This window comes from Flammeovirga pacifica, from assembly GCF_000807855.2.
Classification (GTDB): domain Bacteria; phylum Bacteroidota; class Bacteroidia; order Cytophagales; family Flammeovirgaceae; genus Flammeovirga; species Flammeovirga pacifica.
The window spans coordinates 912,864-928,016 of record NZ_JRYR02000001.1 but is presented as its reverse complement, the minus strand read 5'-3'; the positions used below and the strand labels follow the sequence as shown (position 1 = coordinate 928,016).

The following is a 15,153-nucleotide window of genomic DNA, read 5'->3' as shown; positions in this document are numbered from 1 at the left end:
ATTTAACAATGGCACATCCTAAATCGAGAATCTCGAAAGCGAGTAGAGGTAAGCGTCGTACGCACCTTAAAATGGATAAACCTACAATCTCTTTTTGCCAAACTACTGGTGAAGCACATGTAAGACACCGTGCTTTCTGGTCGGAAGGTAAAATGTATTATCGTGGCCAAGTGGTGATCGATAATTCATCAGATGTAGAAGAAGCAGCTGAATAGTTTAAACTGTTCAGAATCAAGCCAATTCCTAAAAAGGGATTGGCTTTTTTTTATGTTTTATATAGAAATTGCTAGAGATGTTTATCTTTGCATGTTGGAATCGGGTAGAAAGAACATTCTATTCAAAAATTATTATAGAAATACCTATTAGATTATGGCAATAAAAGCAGCAATTAAAGGAGTTGGAGGATACGTTCCAGATTATGTACTTACCAATGCAGAATTGGAGACGATGGTTGATACCAATAATGAATGGATATTAGAAAGAACAGGTATTTCTGAAAGGCGTATATTAAAAGGAGAAAAGGGTAGCTCTTACCTTGGTGCTCGTGCAGTAGAAAATCTTCTTGAAAAAACGAATACTAAAGCAGAAGATATTGATTTAATTATTTGTGCCACTGTTACAGCAGATATGCACTTCCCAGCAAATGCCAATCTTATCGCTCACGATGTGGGAGCTAAGAATTCATTTGGTTATGATGTTAATGCTGCATGTTCTGGGTTTGTTTATGCATTAGGTACAGGTGCTCAATTTATTGAGACCGGAAAATATAAAAAAGTAATTATAGTTGGAGCAGATAAAATGTCTAGTATCGTAGATTATACAGATAGAACCACTTGTGTTTTATTTGGTGATGGTGCTGGAGCTGTTCTATTAGAACCAACAGAAGAAGAAGAAGGTGTAATGGACTTTGTATTAAAGTCTGATGGTTCAGGTGCTCCACACTTACATATGAAAGGTGGTGGATCATTATATCCTCCTTCACATCAAACAGTTGATGATAAAATGCACTATATCTTCCAAGAAGGAATGCACGTATTTAAACATGCGGTAGTTTCTATGGCAGATGTTTCTGCAGAAATCATGGAAAGAAACAATCTTACTTCTAATGATATTGCCTATTTAGTTCCTCATCAAGCAAATAAACGTATCATTGATGCTACTGCTAGAAGAATGGGAGTGGGTGATGAAAAAGTAATGATGAATATTCATAGATATGGTAATACCACTGCCGCTACTATTCCTTTATGCTTAATGGATTATGAAAATAAGTTAAATAAAGGTGATAATCTTGTATTTGCTGCCTTTGGTGGTGGATTTACATGGGGTGCGGCTTATATCAAGTGGGCATACTAACTAAATATTTGTATTTTTGCATTTGGTCTAAAAATTGATAATTAGACCATAGCATTTTTGTTAAAAGTCAATAGAGTTAATATAAATGGCAACTACAGCTGATTTTAAAAACGGTTTATGTATTGAATACAATAACGATGTATTTCAAATTATTGAATTTCAACATGTAAAACCTGGTAAAGGACCTGCTTTTGTACGTACAAAATTAAAATCTGTTCGTACAGGGAAAGTAATTGATAATACTTTCTCATCAGGACATAAAGTGACTACAGCTCGTATCGAAAGAAGAGAGCACCAATACTCTTACCAAGATGACATGGGTTTCCATTTTATGGATACTAGTACTTGGGAAGAAGTAACATTACCTAGTGATCAAGTTCCGAATAACGACTTATTAAAAGACGGAATGAATGCTGATATATTATTCCACGTTGAAGCGGATGATGAGGTAATTGGCTGTGAATTAACTCAATTTGTTGAAATGGAGGTGATTTACACAGAGCCAGGCATCAAGGGTGATACTGCAACGAATACACTAAAACCTGCAAAAGTTGAAACTAATGCACAAATTATGGTTCCGTTGTTTGTTGATACTGGAGATGTTATCAAAGTGAACACACAAGAACGTTCTTACGTAGAGCGTGTTAAAAAATAATTTTAGTATTTAATCTTATACAAAATATAACTTTAAATTGAGTTCTCCGGAATAAGGTTTAGAGTTCACACACTATCACATTATGAAAGCACCAGAGGTAAAAGATCTGATTAGCTTTATTGCAAACTCAGGTTTGCAAGAAGTAAATGTAGAAACTGCAGAAATCAAACTTCACGTTAAACGTAATCCTGAAGCAGTTGCTGCTCCAGTAGCTGCACCAGTTTTAGCTTCAGCACCAGTAGCACCACTTGCTGCTCCTGCAACAGCTGAACTACCTGCATCTCAACCAGCAGCGCCTGCAGTTGAAGCACCTTCAGCTCCTGAAGCTCCTGCAGCAGATACTTCCAATTACATCGAAATTAAATCACCGATGATTGGTACATTCTATACTGCACCAAACCCTGATTCTGATACATTTGTAAATGTTGGAGAAACAGTAAAGAAAGGTGATGTAGTTTGTATCATCGAAGCGATGAAATTATTTAACGAAATTGAATCTGAAGTATCAGGTACAATCGTTAAAGTATTAGTAGACAACATGTCTCCAGTTGAGTACGATCAGCCTTTATATTTAGTAGATCCAGCTTAATCATTCTACTAGAATGATAAAAGCATATAATTAAATCACTTCTTACTAAAAATAAGAGCATCGTGTTCAAAAAAATACTAATCGCAAATAGAGGCGAAATTGCTTTGCGTGTTATCCGTACTTGTTCAGAGATGGGTATCAAGACAGTAGCAGTGTACTCTACAGCTGATAAGGAAAGCTTGCACGTGAAATTTGCTGACGAGGCAGTTTGTATCGGTCCAGCAGCAAGTACTGATTCTTATCTAAATATTCCTAACATTCTTGCGGCAGCAGAAATTACTAATTGTGATGCTATACATCCTGGTTATGGTTTCTTGTCTGAGAATGCTAATTTTTCTCGTATCTGTGAAGAAAATAACATCAAATTTATTGGTGCTTCTTCAGATATGATTGATTCAATGGGTGATAAGGCAACTGCTAAAGCTACTATGAAAGAAGCTGGCGTTCCTACAATCCCAGGTTCTGAAGGTTTGTTAGACTCTGTTGAGCAAGGTCTAAAAATCGCTGAAAAAATCAAGTATCCTGTTATCTTGAAAGCTACTGCAGGTGGTGGAGGTAGAGGTATGCGTATTGTTAATTCACCAGACGAATTCCAAAAAGCTTGGGATTCAGCTCGCCAAGAGTCTGCTGCAGCATTTGGTAATGACGGTATGTATCTTGAAAAATTCGTTGAAGAACCTCGTCACGTTGAAATTCAGATTATAGGTGATAGCTATGGAAATGCTTGTCACTTATCTGAAAGAGATTGTTCAATCCAACGTCGTCACCAAAAGTTAACTGAGGAAGCTCCATCTCCTGCCTTATCTAAAGAGTTAAGAGAGAGAATGGGTACAGCTGCCATTGCTGGTGCTGAAAAAATTAAATACGAAGGTGCAGGTACAGTAGAATTTCTAGTGGACAAGCACGGTGATTTCTATTTCATGGAAATGAACACTCGTATTCAAGTAGAGCACCCAGTAACTGAACAAGTAACTGGTTTTGACTTGATCAAAGAACAAATTAAAGTAGCTGCGGGTGATAAGATTTCTGGAAAGAATTATGCACCTCAAGCACATTCAATCGAATGTCGTATCAATGCCGAGGATCCTGAATTTGATTTCAGACCAAGTCCTGGTAAGATCACTACTTTACATATTCCTGGCGGTCCAGGTGTTCGTGTAGATACTCACGTATATACAGGTTACGCTATTCCTCCAAATTATGATTCTATGATCGCAAAATTGATTGTTACTGCTGAAACTAGAGCAGAGGCAATCAAAAGAATGAAAAGAGCTTTGAATGAATTCGTTATCGAAGGAATCAAAACTACTATTCCTTTCCACTTGCGTTTAATGGATAATGATGTTTTCCAATCAGGAAACTTCACCACTAAATTTATGGAAGAACACACTTACGAAACACTGTAAGTTTTTCAATAAATATATAAAAGCCTGTTTCATTTTAGTATGAAACAGGCTTTTTTTTTATTTATGATGAGAAATAGGAGTAGATCTATCTTCAAAATCATTTCATCAATAAAATATATGGATAGTTTAGCGACTGTAGTTTATGATCAAAACATAACCATATTTGAATAAAAAGGTTGTCCAATACTTAAATCAGACAACCTTTCTATATTATATATTTTAGAGGTGGATTTACTCAACTCTTAACCAAGTTTGCGTTCTATAAACAAAACCGATATAGCCTCTAACTTGTAATTTATCTCCTTCTACCCAAACTTTACATGAATAGGTTTTACCATTTTCCGGTTTTAAAACCTCACCATCTATCCATTGATCACCATTCTTAATCATATCCCATATAATTTGCATACCAATAACCTTTTGATTCTTTTTATCTCCAGGACACTTTTCACAAATTGTATCTTCATCATCTTGAAGTAGTTTAATGATTTTACCTGACATGGTATCATTTTGGTCTTTATATATTTCTACATAAGCTTTGGCCTCGCCAGTTTCATCATCAATCGTTTTCCATACACCAAATACAGAAGATTCTTGAGCATAAATAGATGTTGATAGAATCAACCCCATTAAAAATAAAAAGATAGTTTTCATAATATTCACTCTATTCAATTATAATTTCTTTCCCAGAATAAAAATCAAGTATTTTCACAGAGAAAATAAATTGATATTTTGACCTATTTAATTCCGCTCTTGCAATATTTAAATTATTTTCTGCAACAACGTAGTCTGTAGTATTCGCAGCACCAGAATCAAATCTTTTATTTACAGATCTAAACTGTTCTTCTAACGATTCAACTGATTTTTTATTTGAAATATAAGTTTTTTGAGCAGATAATGCATTAATGTATGCTTGCTCAATATTAATCCTTAGTGTATTTAATTCCTGTTCTAATTGAACTTCATTTTTCTTAATTGCCAACTTTGCCTTATTTACCGTGGTCTTAGTGGTCCTTCTACTATAGATTGGAATATTCATTTGTACAGAAGCAACTTGACTAAAATAATCTTCAAATTGTCTCATCAATGAATTATCAGTAGGATCATTTCGATTGATATAATTAGAAGAGTAACCCGTACTTATATTACCATTTAAATTTATTGTAGGGTAGTAGTCTCCTTTAGCAATTTTCTTCTGATATTCTGAAGCATTGATGTTTAGTTCTGCTGCTTTTATTTCAGGCATAATGTTTCTAGCCTCATCAAAAACTTCATTTGATGGGATAAACTGAAGTAATGTATCTGGCTCACTAAATTCTGGAATATCTATTTCAAAAGGCGTATTGAAATCCAATTGCATAGATTGCTTCAAAGTCAACATAGCTATATTATAAGCATTTTCAGCTTCAGTAAGTTGACGTTCTGCATCTGCATTCTGAGATAATAAATCTAAAAGTTCAGATAATGGAGAAGAACCTGCATCCACTAACCTTTTAGTTCTATCTACTTGATTTTTTAAATTGGTGGCTCTTTTTTCAGAAATACCAACGTTCTCATATTTAAATATTACATCTAAATAATTTTCTGTTACTTGAAGCGTAATATCATTCTCCATCTTTTTCTTACTGTATTGAGAACTGGAGATATTAACCTTAGATTGTTTAATAGTGTTGTTAATTCTGAAACCATCAAATAGTGGCACACCGACTTGTGCTCCAAATTGACCATTATTTGAAATTTGATTTATTAATACGTTGGTATTAGGATCGGGGTTTAAACCTCTATTAAAACTATGATTATAAAAACCTGAAACGTTGGGAGCACGCTGAGCACGAGCTTGTTTTAGATCTTCTTTTCTCTCATACAAATCAAAAGTTTGTAGTTTTACAGAGAGGTTATTTTCAATGGCGTATGTGACACATTTTGGATAATCCCATTTACTATCTTGTGCAAATAATGAAGTGGAAGTTATCGATGTTATTAAAAAAAAGAGGAGTTTGTTTCTTGTCATGGTTATATAAATGCGGTAGCATTAAAAAGTAATAAAGGTTAATTTAATAAAGATTTTTAACCTAAACTATTTAGTCATCTACATTTGGTAAAAATGTAACATCTTGCACCCATTTTAAACTTTCTAAATACTGTAAAGTAATGTTTCTAGGTGCAGAATCCATTTCAATAAACTGACACGCAGTTTGATGTTTTCCTTTTCTTGATACCGTCATTTCTGCAATATTAACGTCTTCTTGAGCCAAGAGATTCGATATAAATGAAATTGATCCTTTACGATCTTCTGCGGTAACAATTAGCGTAGGGGAGTTTGCACTAAAATTAGAAGAATAACCATTTACTTGACGAATAGAAATTATTCCACCACCTTTTGAGACTCCTACAATTTCAAGCTTTACATCACCTTTTTGTAAAATTAATTTAATCGTATTTGGATGATGTGCAGAGGCATTACCAACAGGTTTGAACTCATATTCTAACGCTTTTTCTTCAGCAATTTCAAATGCTTTTTTTATATTTTCATCTTCAGTAGACATTCCCATTAAGCCTGAGAGAATAGCTTTATCAGAACCGTGACCCTCATATGTTCTCGCAAAAGAATTATAAAAAACTATTTCTGCGTGATCTGGTGTTCCACCTATCATTTTATGACCAACACGGCCAATTCTTACTACGCCAGCTGTATGTGAACTAGATGGTCCGATCATAATTGGACCTATCATATCAAAGATGCTTGATTTTTCTGCCATTTGTATTTATGTGTTATTAGTATGTGTTGTAATTCTTAATAATAGAAGTGTACTGCTTTAAGAAAAATAGTGAACTGGATTTGTATTATTTTCTGTTGGTTGTATTCTCAAACTATCAAAATTATTATTCAAATAATCAATTAGTAGGTCTATTGTAAATTGTTCGCTTTCATAATGACCAATGTCAGCAATCATAATTTTATCTTCAGCATCGAAAAATTCATGATATTTAAAATCTCCCGTTATATAAATGTCAGCGCCAACGCCCTTAGCATTTCCAAGTAAAAAACTACCTGCCCCTCCACAAACGGCTACTTTTTTAATCAAAGGCTGAATAATTTTAGTATGGCGTATAGCACCAACTTTAAAGGTGTCTTTTAATTTTTGAAGAAATACATTTGCATCAATTCCTTCACTATAAGTACCATACATTCCTGATCCAACTTCTTTATTTACATTTTCAAGTTTAGTCACATGATAAGCAACCTCTTCATAAGGATGAGCAGCATGTAATGCATTGATGATATTTGATTTTAAATGAACAGGAAATTGTACTTCAATTTTAGTTTCAGTGACACTTTCTACTTTATTTACTGTTCCAATTGATGGAGTAGCTTTGTCATTAGGTAAAAATGATCCTTTTCCCTCAGATGAAAAACTGCAGTTAGAATAGTTACCAATCTGTCCCGCACCAGCAGTACCAATACTATCTAATACTTTCTGAGTATCTGATGAAGGAACAAAGGTGGTTAATTTATATAAAGTTTCTTTTTTAGGTGATAGTATTTTTAAGTTTTCAAGTTCTAATAACTCACAAATTTTAGCACTAACTCCATTATTCATATTGTCTAAGTTGGTATGAATAGCATAAATAGCAATATCATTTTTGATCGCATTTATAACTGTCCTTTCAACATAATTTTTACCATTCAGTTTCTTTAAGCCACCAAAAATAACCGGATGATGCACAACTACAAGATTACATTCTTTTTCAATGGCTTCTTGTATGATCACTTCAGTACAATCTAATGCTACTAATATGCCTTTTACCTCTTCATTACCACTTCCAGTTAATAAACCAGAGTTATCATATGATTCTTGATAAACAGGAGGAGCTAAAACCTCTAAACTTTTTACTATTTCTTTAACTTTCATTCTACAAATTTAAACAGGAGATCTAAAACTTCATACCTTTAATTTGATCTGTGTAATCAACTATATCACTATCAAAAACTTAGATTTTAATCAAAATTAATGCTCATTAAAATAATCTCAATGAGCATTAATAGTATCAAATATAATACGAATTTATGGCTATGCTTTCAATTTTTTATTGAAAGTTAAAACAGGACGTATTGCATGATTAGCTACTTCTTCTGCGATACTACCTAAGAGTAAATGTTGTATACCGGTTCTACCATGAGTAGTAAGAGTAATCATATCAGCATCAATAAATTGAGCGAATCCTCTTATTCCTTCTTCTTCTGAAAAATCATTAAAACTATGTACTTCATAATTTGAGAAACCATACTTCGTTGCAAATTCTTCTAATTGTTGAATAGAGTAGGGTGTTGCTTCAAAATTACTAGGCGTGATCACTTTTACAAAATGTAATTTTGAATCATATAATTGTTGAAATAATTTTAATGTGGCAATCGCTCCATCATTTACTTTATGAAAATCAGAAGCAAATACTATACTTTTAGGAGCAAAATCTTTATCCTGTTTCTTTACAGTTAATACAGGTACCTTAGATAAACGTATTATTTTTTCTGTATTAGAACCAACTAATAGTTCATCTAAACCATTAATTCCTTGAGAACCTATCACAATTAAATCAGTTTCTTCTTTACTAACAAAGTCAGCTAGGTGTCTTTGTAGAGAATCAAATTCAATATGCTTTTCTATTTTGATGTTAGGATAAGTATCGATGATCTTTTTGATTTTATCATCTACTACTTTGGATAATTTATTTGTGTAATGACTATAAATCTCAGGGTCTTCCATACCTACATCACCGGCACCAAAGACACTAAGGCTATCATAATGATTAATTGTTGGCACATCAATTACATGCAACAATGATAAACTAGCGTTATTTTTTTCTGCTATTTGAACAGCGATTTCTAAAGCATTACTTGCTTCTACCGAAAAATCAGTAGGGACTAAAATATTTTTGATTTCCATGATTCTATGTGTTTTTGTTTTACAAAACTAATATAATTGATTATTCAATAATATTTGTTGATGCAAGTCAGTAAAGTGTTAATTATACGTTAATTATTATTGTTTTAAATCATCAAAAATGCGAATCAATATATCAATTGCTGCATCTGAGTGACTACCAGTAACTTTAGTATAATTGACTGTGTTACCCAATTCATTCAAAACGGTATATAAACTATCTGAGGTAGATATAGGTAATATTTCATCATTAATTGAATGATATAATTCTATAGGATACTCGAATTTGATAGGTTGGATTGAATTGTCAGCAAGGAAATTATTTATAGTATTCTCTTTCTTTTTAATTGAGTTTAAAAATGTAGACGTAAAAAGTTGATCTACTTCATTCGTTAATTGACTGTTGGCTTGTGATATTGTATTCGATCCATCTAAGATAGATGTTATTCTATTATCATAAGGTGAATTGAAATAATAAGAATAAGGGAGTTCTAAACTATAATTTTCATTATATGAATATACAATTAGAGATAGGAAAGAGGGGGCATCATAAGTATCTTGATCTATAATTTCACTCATGACATTATTTAAGAAATACCCTCCAGCACCAGCATAAAGTTTTGAAATAGTAAACTCGGAAGTATTTTTTTGTTCAAATGATTCAGCAATACTAAAAGTAGAATGTCCTCCTTGAGAATATCCAGCTAATATTAAATCATCATTAAAATCTACTTGTTTTTGATTTAAGAACTGAATACATGCCAACATAAAATCAATACTTGATGTGGCAGTAATTTCTTTAATAAAATAATTTTGAGGAGAAAGTGAAGTAGTATTAAAACCAATTAAGTCGGGTGTCATTATGATATATCCTAATGCAGCACCTAATTCATAAGTGGGTAGAATATTTACACTTGGAGCATTTGAGTGGGCTAATATTGTTCCTCTACTTAGCAAGATGGAAGATAGAGACTGATCTGTTTTAGGAATTGATATTACACCAGATGCATTAATAATGTTTCCATTAATATCCCTTGTAGTATATTCTATACTATAGCTTTCAATGTCAAATTCTATAAGATCTGAAAGGTTTTCAAAACCTCCGATAGTAGAAATTAATTTAAGTTCTGATGTAGAATAGTTACTTTTTGTTGTACTGTTAACTAACTGTCCACTTTGATTTAATTGTTTTGAAGACGGATCATTTTCTGAGCAAGAATAAAGAAGAGTGATTAAACAAAGTACAATTGTTTTAATTAGAAAGTAATGATTGTAATGAGATTTCATATAATAGGGGTTGTTTTAACTTTAGTCTATTTAACAAAGACTTTTAGTTTTATTTAAATTAGTAAAACAACCCCAATTATCAAGTGTGATTCTATAAAAAATTAACTCTTTAAAGCTTCTTCGTGTAATTTTTTACTATTTGAAGATCTTCTATTATAATTCTTTTTAAGAACTGGGTAGGATAAAACGGAAAGTAAAATTATCCCAGCTCCAAAATAAAAACCTGATGACATTTGCTCTTTCTCACCAAAAAAGATGAGTGCTAATATAATGCCATAGATGGGTTCTAAATTCACTGTCAAATTTACCTGGAAAGCACTTAAGTTTTTTTGTATTTCTACACATACAGCGTAGGCAGCTGTAGTACAAACTAAAGATAAGATCAATAAGTAAATTATATCTTGATTAGAAGGAATAGTAAGCCATGTTTCCCCTGTGGATAGAAAAGGTAGCAAGATAAACGAGGTTATGGCGCCACCGATCATTTCGTAATAAGTAATTTTGAGTGATGAAATTCTTTTTACGAATTTCCCGTTCAAAACACTAAATGTAGAGGCTACAAAGGCTGCTCCTAGAGATAATGATAAACCTAATGCATGATCAAACTCAAATTGAAAGATTATATATAATCCTACAATTACAAATAACCCTAAGATTACCTCATAAGGTTTAATACTCGTTCTATTAAATATTGGCTCTAAAAATGAAGTAAATAAAGCCGTTGTAGCAATACCTGCAAGACATACACTTACTTTAGATACTTTTGCGGATGTGAAAAATAATATCCAGTGTAATGCTACTAATCCACCAGTACCTAAGAGTTTTAATATATCTTTTTTAGGAAGATGGGTATCCCATTTTTTTATCTTCATAAATACACCCATAGAAAGTGCTGCAATTAATGTTCTGTAAAACACTAACTGAAATGAGTCAAGCTCAATGAGGACACCGAGGATTGCAGTAAATCCCCAGATAAACACAATGATGTGTAACTTGAATTGGTCGTTGAACATCTTGGAAGTTTAAAAGTATGTGGATGCAAAAATAAAAAAAAGAGTCTAACTATTAACTAGCTAGACTCTTCTTTTGTTCTTTATCTTGTTAATTACTTAGGTACCTTAAAATAAAGGTAAATAGTAATAAAGAAGAATAGAATATTAGGAAGCCAAGCTGCTAGGAAAGGACTTAATGTTTCAGCTTCAGCAATTGCCCTACTCATCAATACCATTAATAAATATACAAATGCTAAAACAAATCCCATCGCAATCTTAAAGCCCGATCCATGTCTTGATTTAACAGATGATACACATACACCCATTATTGTTAAGATAAGAATCGCAAACGGGTAAGCATATCTTTCTTGGAGTGCATTTTCATAAACTCCCAAATTACCAACACCTCTGTCTTTCTCTGCATCAATAAATTCAGATAATTCCGTATTGGTTAATGTTTCGTGTAAAGCATATTTACTCTCAAAGTATTTAGGATCTAAGTTTAATTTCATGGTTAAACTATTTCCTTTATTGTAACTCTGAGTGCCATCATTATTGAAATGATACTTCTCATATCTATCAAAAGTCCATTCTTCCTTAGTAGAATCCCACTGAATTCGGTTGGCCATTACTTTATCAACTAATTTGTTTCCATCAAAAGTTTCTAGAGTAGGGCGGTAACCACGCTTAATTCTATTATTATAAGTTTCTACATATAAATAAGATGAATCACTTACTTTATAGTGTATATCTCTTTCGTTGAAATAATAAGGGCTTTTTAAATATTTAATTTCAAAAGCAACCCTAGTTTTTGAAGCAATTGGTACAGCATAACCGATTAAGGTAAAAATTACTAAACCAACAACTACAGCACCAGCAACATAAGGAGCTAAGAACCTTTGGTAACTGACACCATTAGATAATATAGAGATTACCTCCGTATGAGAAGCTAATCTTGCTGTCATAAATACAACAGCGATAAATATAGAAAGGGGACTAAGTGTATTCACCCAATGTATAAAGAGATTGATATAATACTCTTTAAAAATGTAACCAAACTGTAACCCATGTTTTAAGAAATCATCTTGTTTTTCGGTATAATCTACCACACATACGATGATATTTAATAACAGAACTACAAAAATAAATGTCTTAAAAAACTTTTTGAGAATATACTTATCCAGAAGTTTCATATTGCCTGTTGTATCTATTTTATATGAAAAAAGCCTTTATGCTTATGATATACAAAAAACGAATTACTATTCTAATTTTCCAACGTTATAAGGGTTTTGATAGGGATATAATAGTACTTTTAACGTTGTTTCACACCCTTTCTTAATATTTGTATTATTCTAGGGTTAAGTAAAAAACAATAATCCTTTTTTAGCGGGATGAAGATAATCATTATTCCTAAAATTTAGACAGCCTATTTTAATAAAATAAGAATATCATGATAATTTTAAGAGAAAAAAAGCCCTTCAAGATTACCTTGAAGGGCTTTAGTATATCTAAACGCTTAATTATTCAACGATGTCGATTTTTAAGCTGTTAGTTTTACCTGATTTAGATAATGGTAAAGCTGCGATGTTTACGTAGCGATCACCTTTAGCTAAGAAACCTTTTTGAACCAAGATATCTTCAGCGGCTTTGAAAGTCTCTGTAGAAGATTCTTTTGGTAATAAATGGAATGCTTTAACACCCCAAACAAGGTTTAATGTAGCAGCTAACTTCTTATCAGAAGAGAAGATGAAGATATTAGTATCAGGACGGTGTCTAGAGATACGTGAAGCAGTAAATCCAGATTGAGTAAGTCCGATGATACAACTTGCATCTAAATCTTTTGAGATTGCAGCAGCAGATTGAGCTAATAGGTTACCCGCATAGCTATCTTTTGATGGATCGAAGTCATAAGTTTTGTTGTAGATGTCAGTAGTTTGACGCTCTACAGCAGATAAAATACGTACCATTGCTTGAACAGTTTCTACAGGGTAATCACCAGCAGCTGATTCAGCTGAAAGCATTACCGCGTCAGCACCATCAGTTACAGCGTTAGCAACGTCATTTACTTCTGCACGAGTAGGACGAGGGTTAGTGATCATAGACTCCATCATTTGAGTAGCAACGATAACTGGCTTACCAGCTTTGTTACACTTACGGATGATTTCTTTTTGGATCATTGGTACATCCTCGAATTTAATTTCAACACCAAGGTCACCACGAGCTACCATTACAGCATCAGTAACTTTAAGGATTTCATCAAAGTTAGTGATTGCTTCAGGACGTTCGATTTTAGCAACGATCTTAGCATCAGAACCTTTAGATTTGATGATATCTTTTACAGTCATGATATCTTGAGGAGTTCTTACGAAAGAAAGAGCTACCCAGTTTACACCTGCTTCAAGACCAAAATCTAAATCTCTTTTATCTTTAGCTGTAAGTGAACCTTCTGAAATGTTTGTATCAGGTAAGTTCATACCTTTACGTGATTTTAATTTACCACCATGTACAACTTCAGCAATAATTTCACTACCTTTTACTTCAATAACACGTACACACAAGTTACCATCATCAATCATGATGTTGTCACCAGCTTTAACGTCTTTTACAATGTTAGTGTAAGTTGTAGATACTTTATCTTTAGTACCAACAACAGGAGTATTAGTGATGATGATTTGCTCACCTTCTACAATCTCAACTGCACCGCCTTCTACTTCACCAATACGGATTTTTGGTCCTTGTAAATCTTGAAGAATCGCTGTGTTATGACCGAATTTTGAATTATATTCACCTACCCAGTCAATTACCTGCTGGTGAGCTTCGTGAACGTCGTGAGAAAAGTTTAAACGGAAAACGTCTGCTCCAGCATGGATTAACTCAAGAATTTTTTGTTTATCTCTTGTTGCTGGTCCGATTGTCGCGACGATCTTAGTCTTGTTGATTGCGATACTCATAATCTTAATTAACGAATATATAAATTTGAAATGATCGAGTGATTAAAAATTAATAACTCTGTTTTATTTAAAACTGATTTAATTTCTCACTCTATTTTTGAAACACATGCGAATTTATTAGATTCCACATTATAGAACAAGAAATATTAAATCATCTTATATTAACAAATGCAATTATCGATAGAAAATTGGCTTTTGAAGCGAAAAAGTATGCTAAAAAAGACAATAGCAATACTCATTGATCCCGATAAGTGGTCAAATGAAGTATTTTTTTTCTTAAAAAATGGGAATAAAAATCATCTACCTGATATTTTTTTAGTCGGAGGCAGCTTATTATCAACTAATCATCTAGAACAAACTGTTAAAGATATTAAATCACTTGGAAAGCCTGTTGTATTATTCCCTGGAAACTCAATGCAAGTCACTAAAGAGGCCGATGCAATTTTATTTATGTCATTGATATCAGGAAGGAACCCAGAATTCTTAATTGGACAACAAGTACACGCCGCACATCATGTTAAAGAATCTAATTTAGAGGCAATTCCTTTAGGTTATGTATTGATCGATACTGGGGTTCCCACTTCAGTACAATACATGAGTAACACTCAACCTATCCCTTACAGTAAAGATGACATCGCAATTAGCACTGTAATGGCTGGAGAATTACTAGGCATGAGAGCATTTTATTTAGAAGGTGGGAGTGGTGCGAGTAGAACAGTTTCTAATAGTATGGTAAAAGGTGTGAGTAGCAAAACAAATTCATTATTATTTGTAGGAGGTGGAATACGAACCAAAGAAGAAGTTCTTGAGAAATTTGATGCAGGAGCCGATATTGTTGTGATAGGTTCTGCATTTGAAAAAAATGAAGACCTATTGGCCGAATTATATGAATTGAAAAGCACTAATTAATAATAACAAGTTAGTATATAAAAAAAGAGGTTATCTCAATATGGATGAGATAACCTCTTTTTTATTTT

At 32.8% G+C, this 15,153-nt stretch carries 15 protein-coding genes; 6 read left to right on the top strand and 9 right to left on the bottom strand.

Annotated elements, in window-relative coordinates:
- Positions 1-8 precede the first annotated feature (8 nt).
- The 5 genes from rpmF to accC all read left to right on the top strand — a co-directional run bounded on the left by rpmF (position 9) and on the right by accC (position 4,003).
- Positions 9-215, top strand: coding sequence for a 50S ribosomal protein L32 (rpmF, locus tag NH26_RS03745; protein ID WP_044225254.1), 207 nt, complete (start codon positions 9-11; stop codon positions 213-215).
- Positions 216-369: 154 nt separating this feature from the next.
- Positions 370-1,353, top strand: a complete 984-nt coding sequence (locus NH26_RS03740; RefSeq protein WP_044225256.1) for a beta-ketoacyl-ACP synthase III — start codon at positions 370-372, stop codon at positions 1,351-1,353.
- Between the two features lie 85 nt (positions 1,354-1,438).
- Positions 1,439-2,008, top strand: coding sequence for an elongation factor P (gene efp, locus NH26_RS03735; RefSeq protein ID WP_044225258.1), 570 nt, complete (start codon positions 1,439-1,441; stop codon positions 2,006-2,008).
- Positions 2,009-2,090: 82 nt separating this feature from the next.
- Positions 2,091-2,597, top strand: a complete 507-nt coding sequence (gene accB, locus NH26_RS03730) for an acetyl-CoA carboxylase biotin carboxyl carrier protein (RefSeq protein ID WP_044225261.1) — start codon at positions 2,091-2,093, stop codon at positions 2,595-2,597.
- A 62-nt stretch (positions 2,598-2,659) separates the two neighbouring features.
- The gene (accC, locus tag NH26_RS03725; RefSeq protein ID WP_044225263.1) at positions 2,660-4,003 is read left to right on the top strand and encodes an acetyl-CoA carboxylase biotin carboxylase subunit; all 1,344 of its coding nucleotides are present in this window, start codon (positions 2,660-2,662) and stop codon (positions 4,001-4,003) included.
- Between the two features lie 231 nt (positions 4,004-4,234).
- On the opposite strand, the gene NH26_RS03720 is transcribed toward accC, so the two are convergent.
- The 9 genes from NH26_RS03720 to pyk all read right to left on the bottom strand — a co-directional run bounded on the left by NH26_RS03720 (position 4,235) and on the right by pyk (position 14,176).
- Entirely contained in the window at positions 4,235-4,657 is a 423-nt protein-coding gene (locus NH26_RS03720) for a DUF2147 domain-containing protein (protein WP_044225265.1), read from the bottom strand.
- A gap of 10 nt (positions 4,658-4,667) precedes the next feature.
- The gene (locus tag NH26_RS03715; protein ID WP_044225266.1) at positions 4,668-6,014 is read right to left on the bottom strand and encodes a TolC family protein; all 1,347 of its coding nucleotides are present in this window, start codon (positions 6,012-6,014) and stop codon (positions 4,668-4,670) included.
- A 70-nt stretch (positions 6,015-6,084) separates the two neighbouring features.
- Complete coding sequence (gene sdaAB / locus NH26_RS03710) at positions 6,085-6,762, bottom strand: L-serine ammonia-lyase, iron-sulfur-dependent subunit beta (RefSeq protein WP_044225268.1); 678 nt, start codon at positions 6,760-6,762, stop codon at positions 6,085-6,087.
- Between the two features lie 57 nt (positions 6,763-6,819).
- The gene (locus NH26_RS03705) at positions 6,820-7,917 is read right to left on the bottom strand and encodes a Nif3-like dinuclear metal center hexameric protein (protein ID WP_044225270.1); all 1,098 of its coding nucleotides are present in this window, start codon (positions 7,915-7,917) and stop codon (positions 6,820-6,822) included.
- Positions 7,918-8,076: 159 nt separating this feature from the next.
- Positions 8,077-8,949, bottom strand: a complete 873-nt coding sequence (locus NH26_RS03700) for a universal stress protein (RefSeq protein ID WP_052432099.1) — start codon at positions 8,947-8,949, stop codon at positions 8,077-8,079.
- Between the two features lie 96 nt (positions 8,950-9,045).
- Positions 9,046-10,233: a lipase family protein gene (locus NH26_RS03695; protein WP_044225272.1), complete on the bottom strand. Its 1,188-nt coding sequence runs from the start codon at positions 10,231-10,233 to the stop codon at positions 9,046-9,048.
- A gap of 101 nt (positions 10,234-10,334) precedes the next feature.
- Complete coding sequence (locus NH26_RS03690; RefSeq protein ID WP_044225274.1) at positions 10,335-11,246, bottom strand: DMT family transporter; 912 nt, start codon at positions 11,244-11,246, stop codon at positions 10,335-10,337.
- A 92-nt stretch (positions 11,247-11,338) separates the two neighbouring features.
- Positions 11,339-12,418, bottom strand: coding sequence for an LptF/LptG family permease (locus tag NH26_RS03685; RefSeq protein WP_044225276.1), 1,080 nt, complete (start codon positions 12,416-12,418; stop codon positions 11,339-11,341).
- A 327-nt stretch (positions 12,419-12,745) separates the two neighbouring features.
- Positions 12,746-14,176: a pyruvate kinase gene (gene pyk, locus NH26_RS03680; protein WP_044225279.1), complete on the bottom strand. Its 1,431-nt coding sequence runs from the start codon at positions 14,174-14,176 to the stop codon at positions 12,746-12,748.
- Positions 14,177-14,344: 168 nt separating this feature from the next.
- Between pyk and NH26_RS03675 the strand changes: the two genes are divergently transcribed.
- Positions 14,345-15,085, top strand: coding sequence for a geranylgeranylglyceryl/heptaprenylglyceryl phosphate synthase (locus NH26_RS03675; protein ID WP_044225281.1), 741 nt, complete (start codon positions 14,345-14,347; stop codon positions 15,083-15,085).
- Positions 15,086-15,153: the final 68 nt, after the last annotated feature.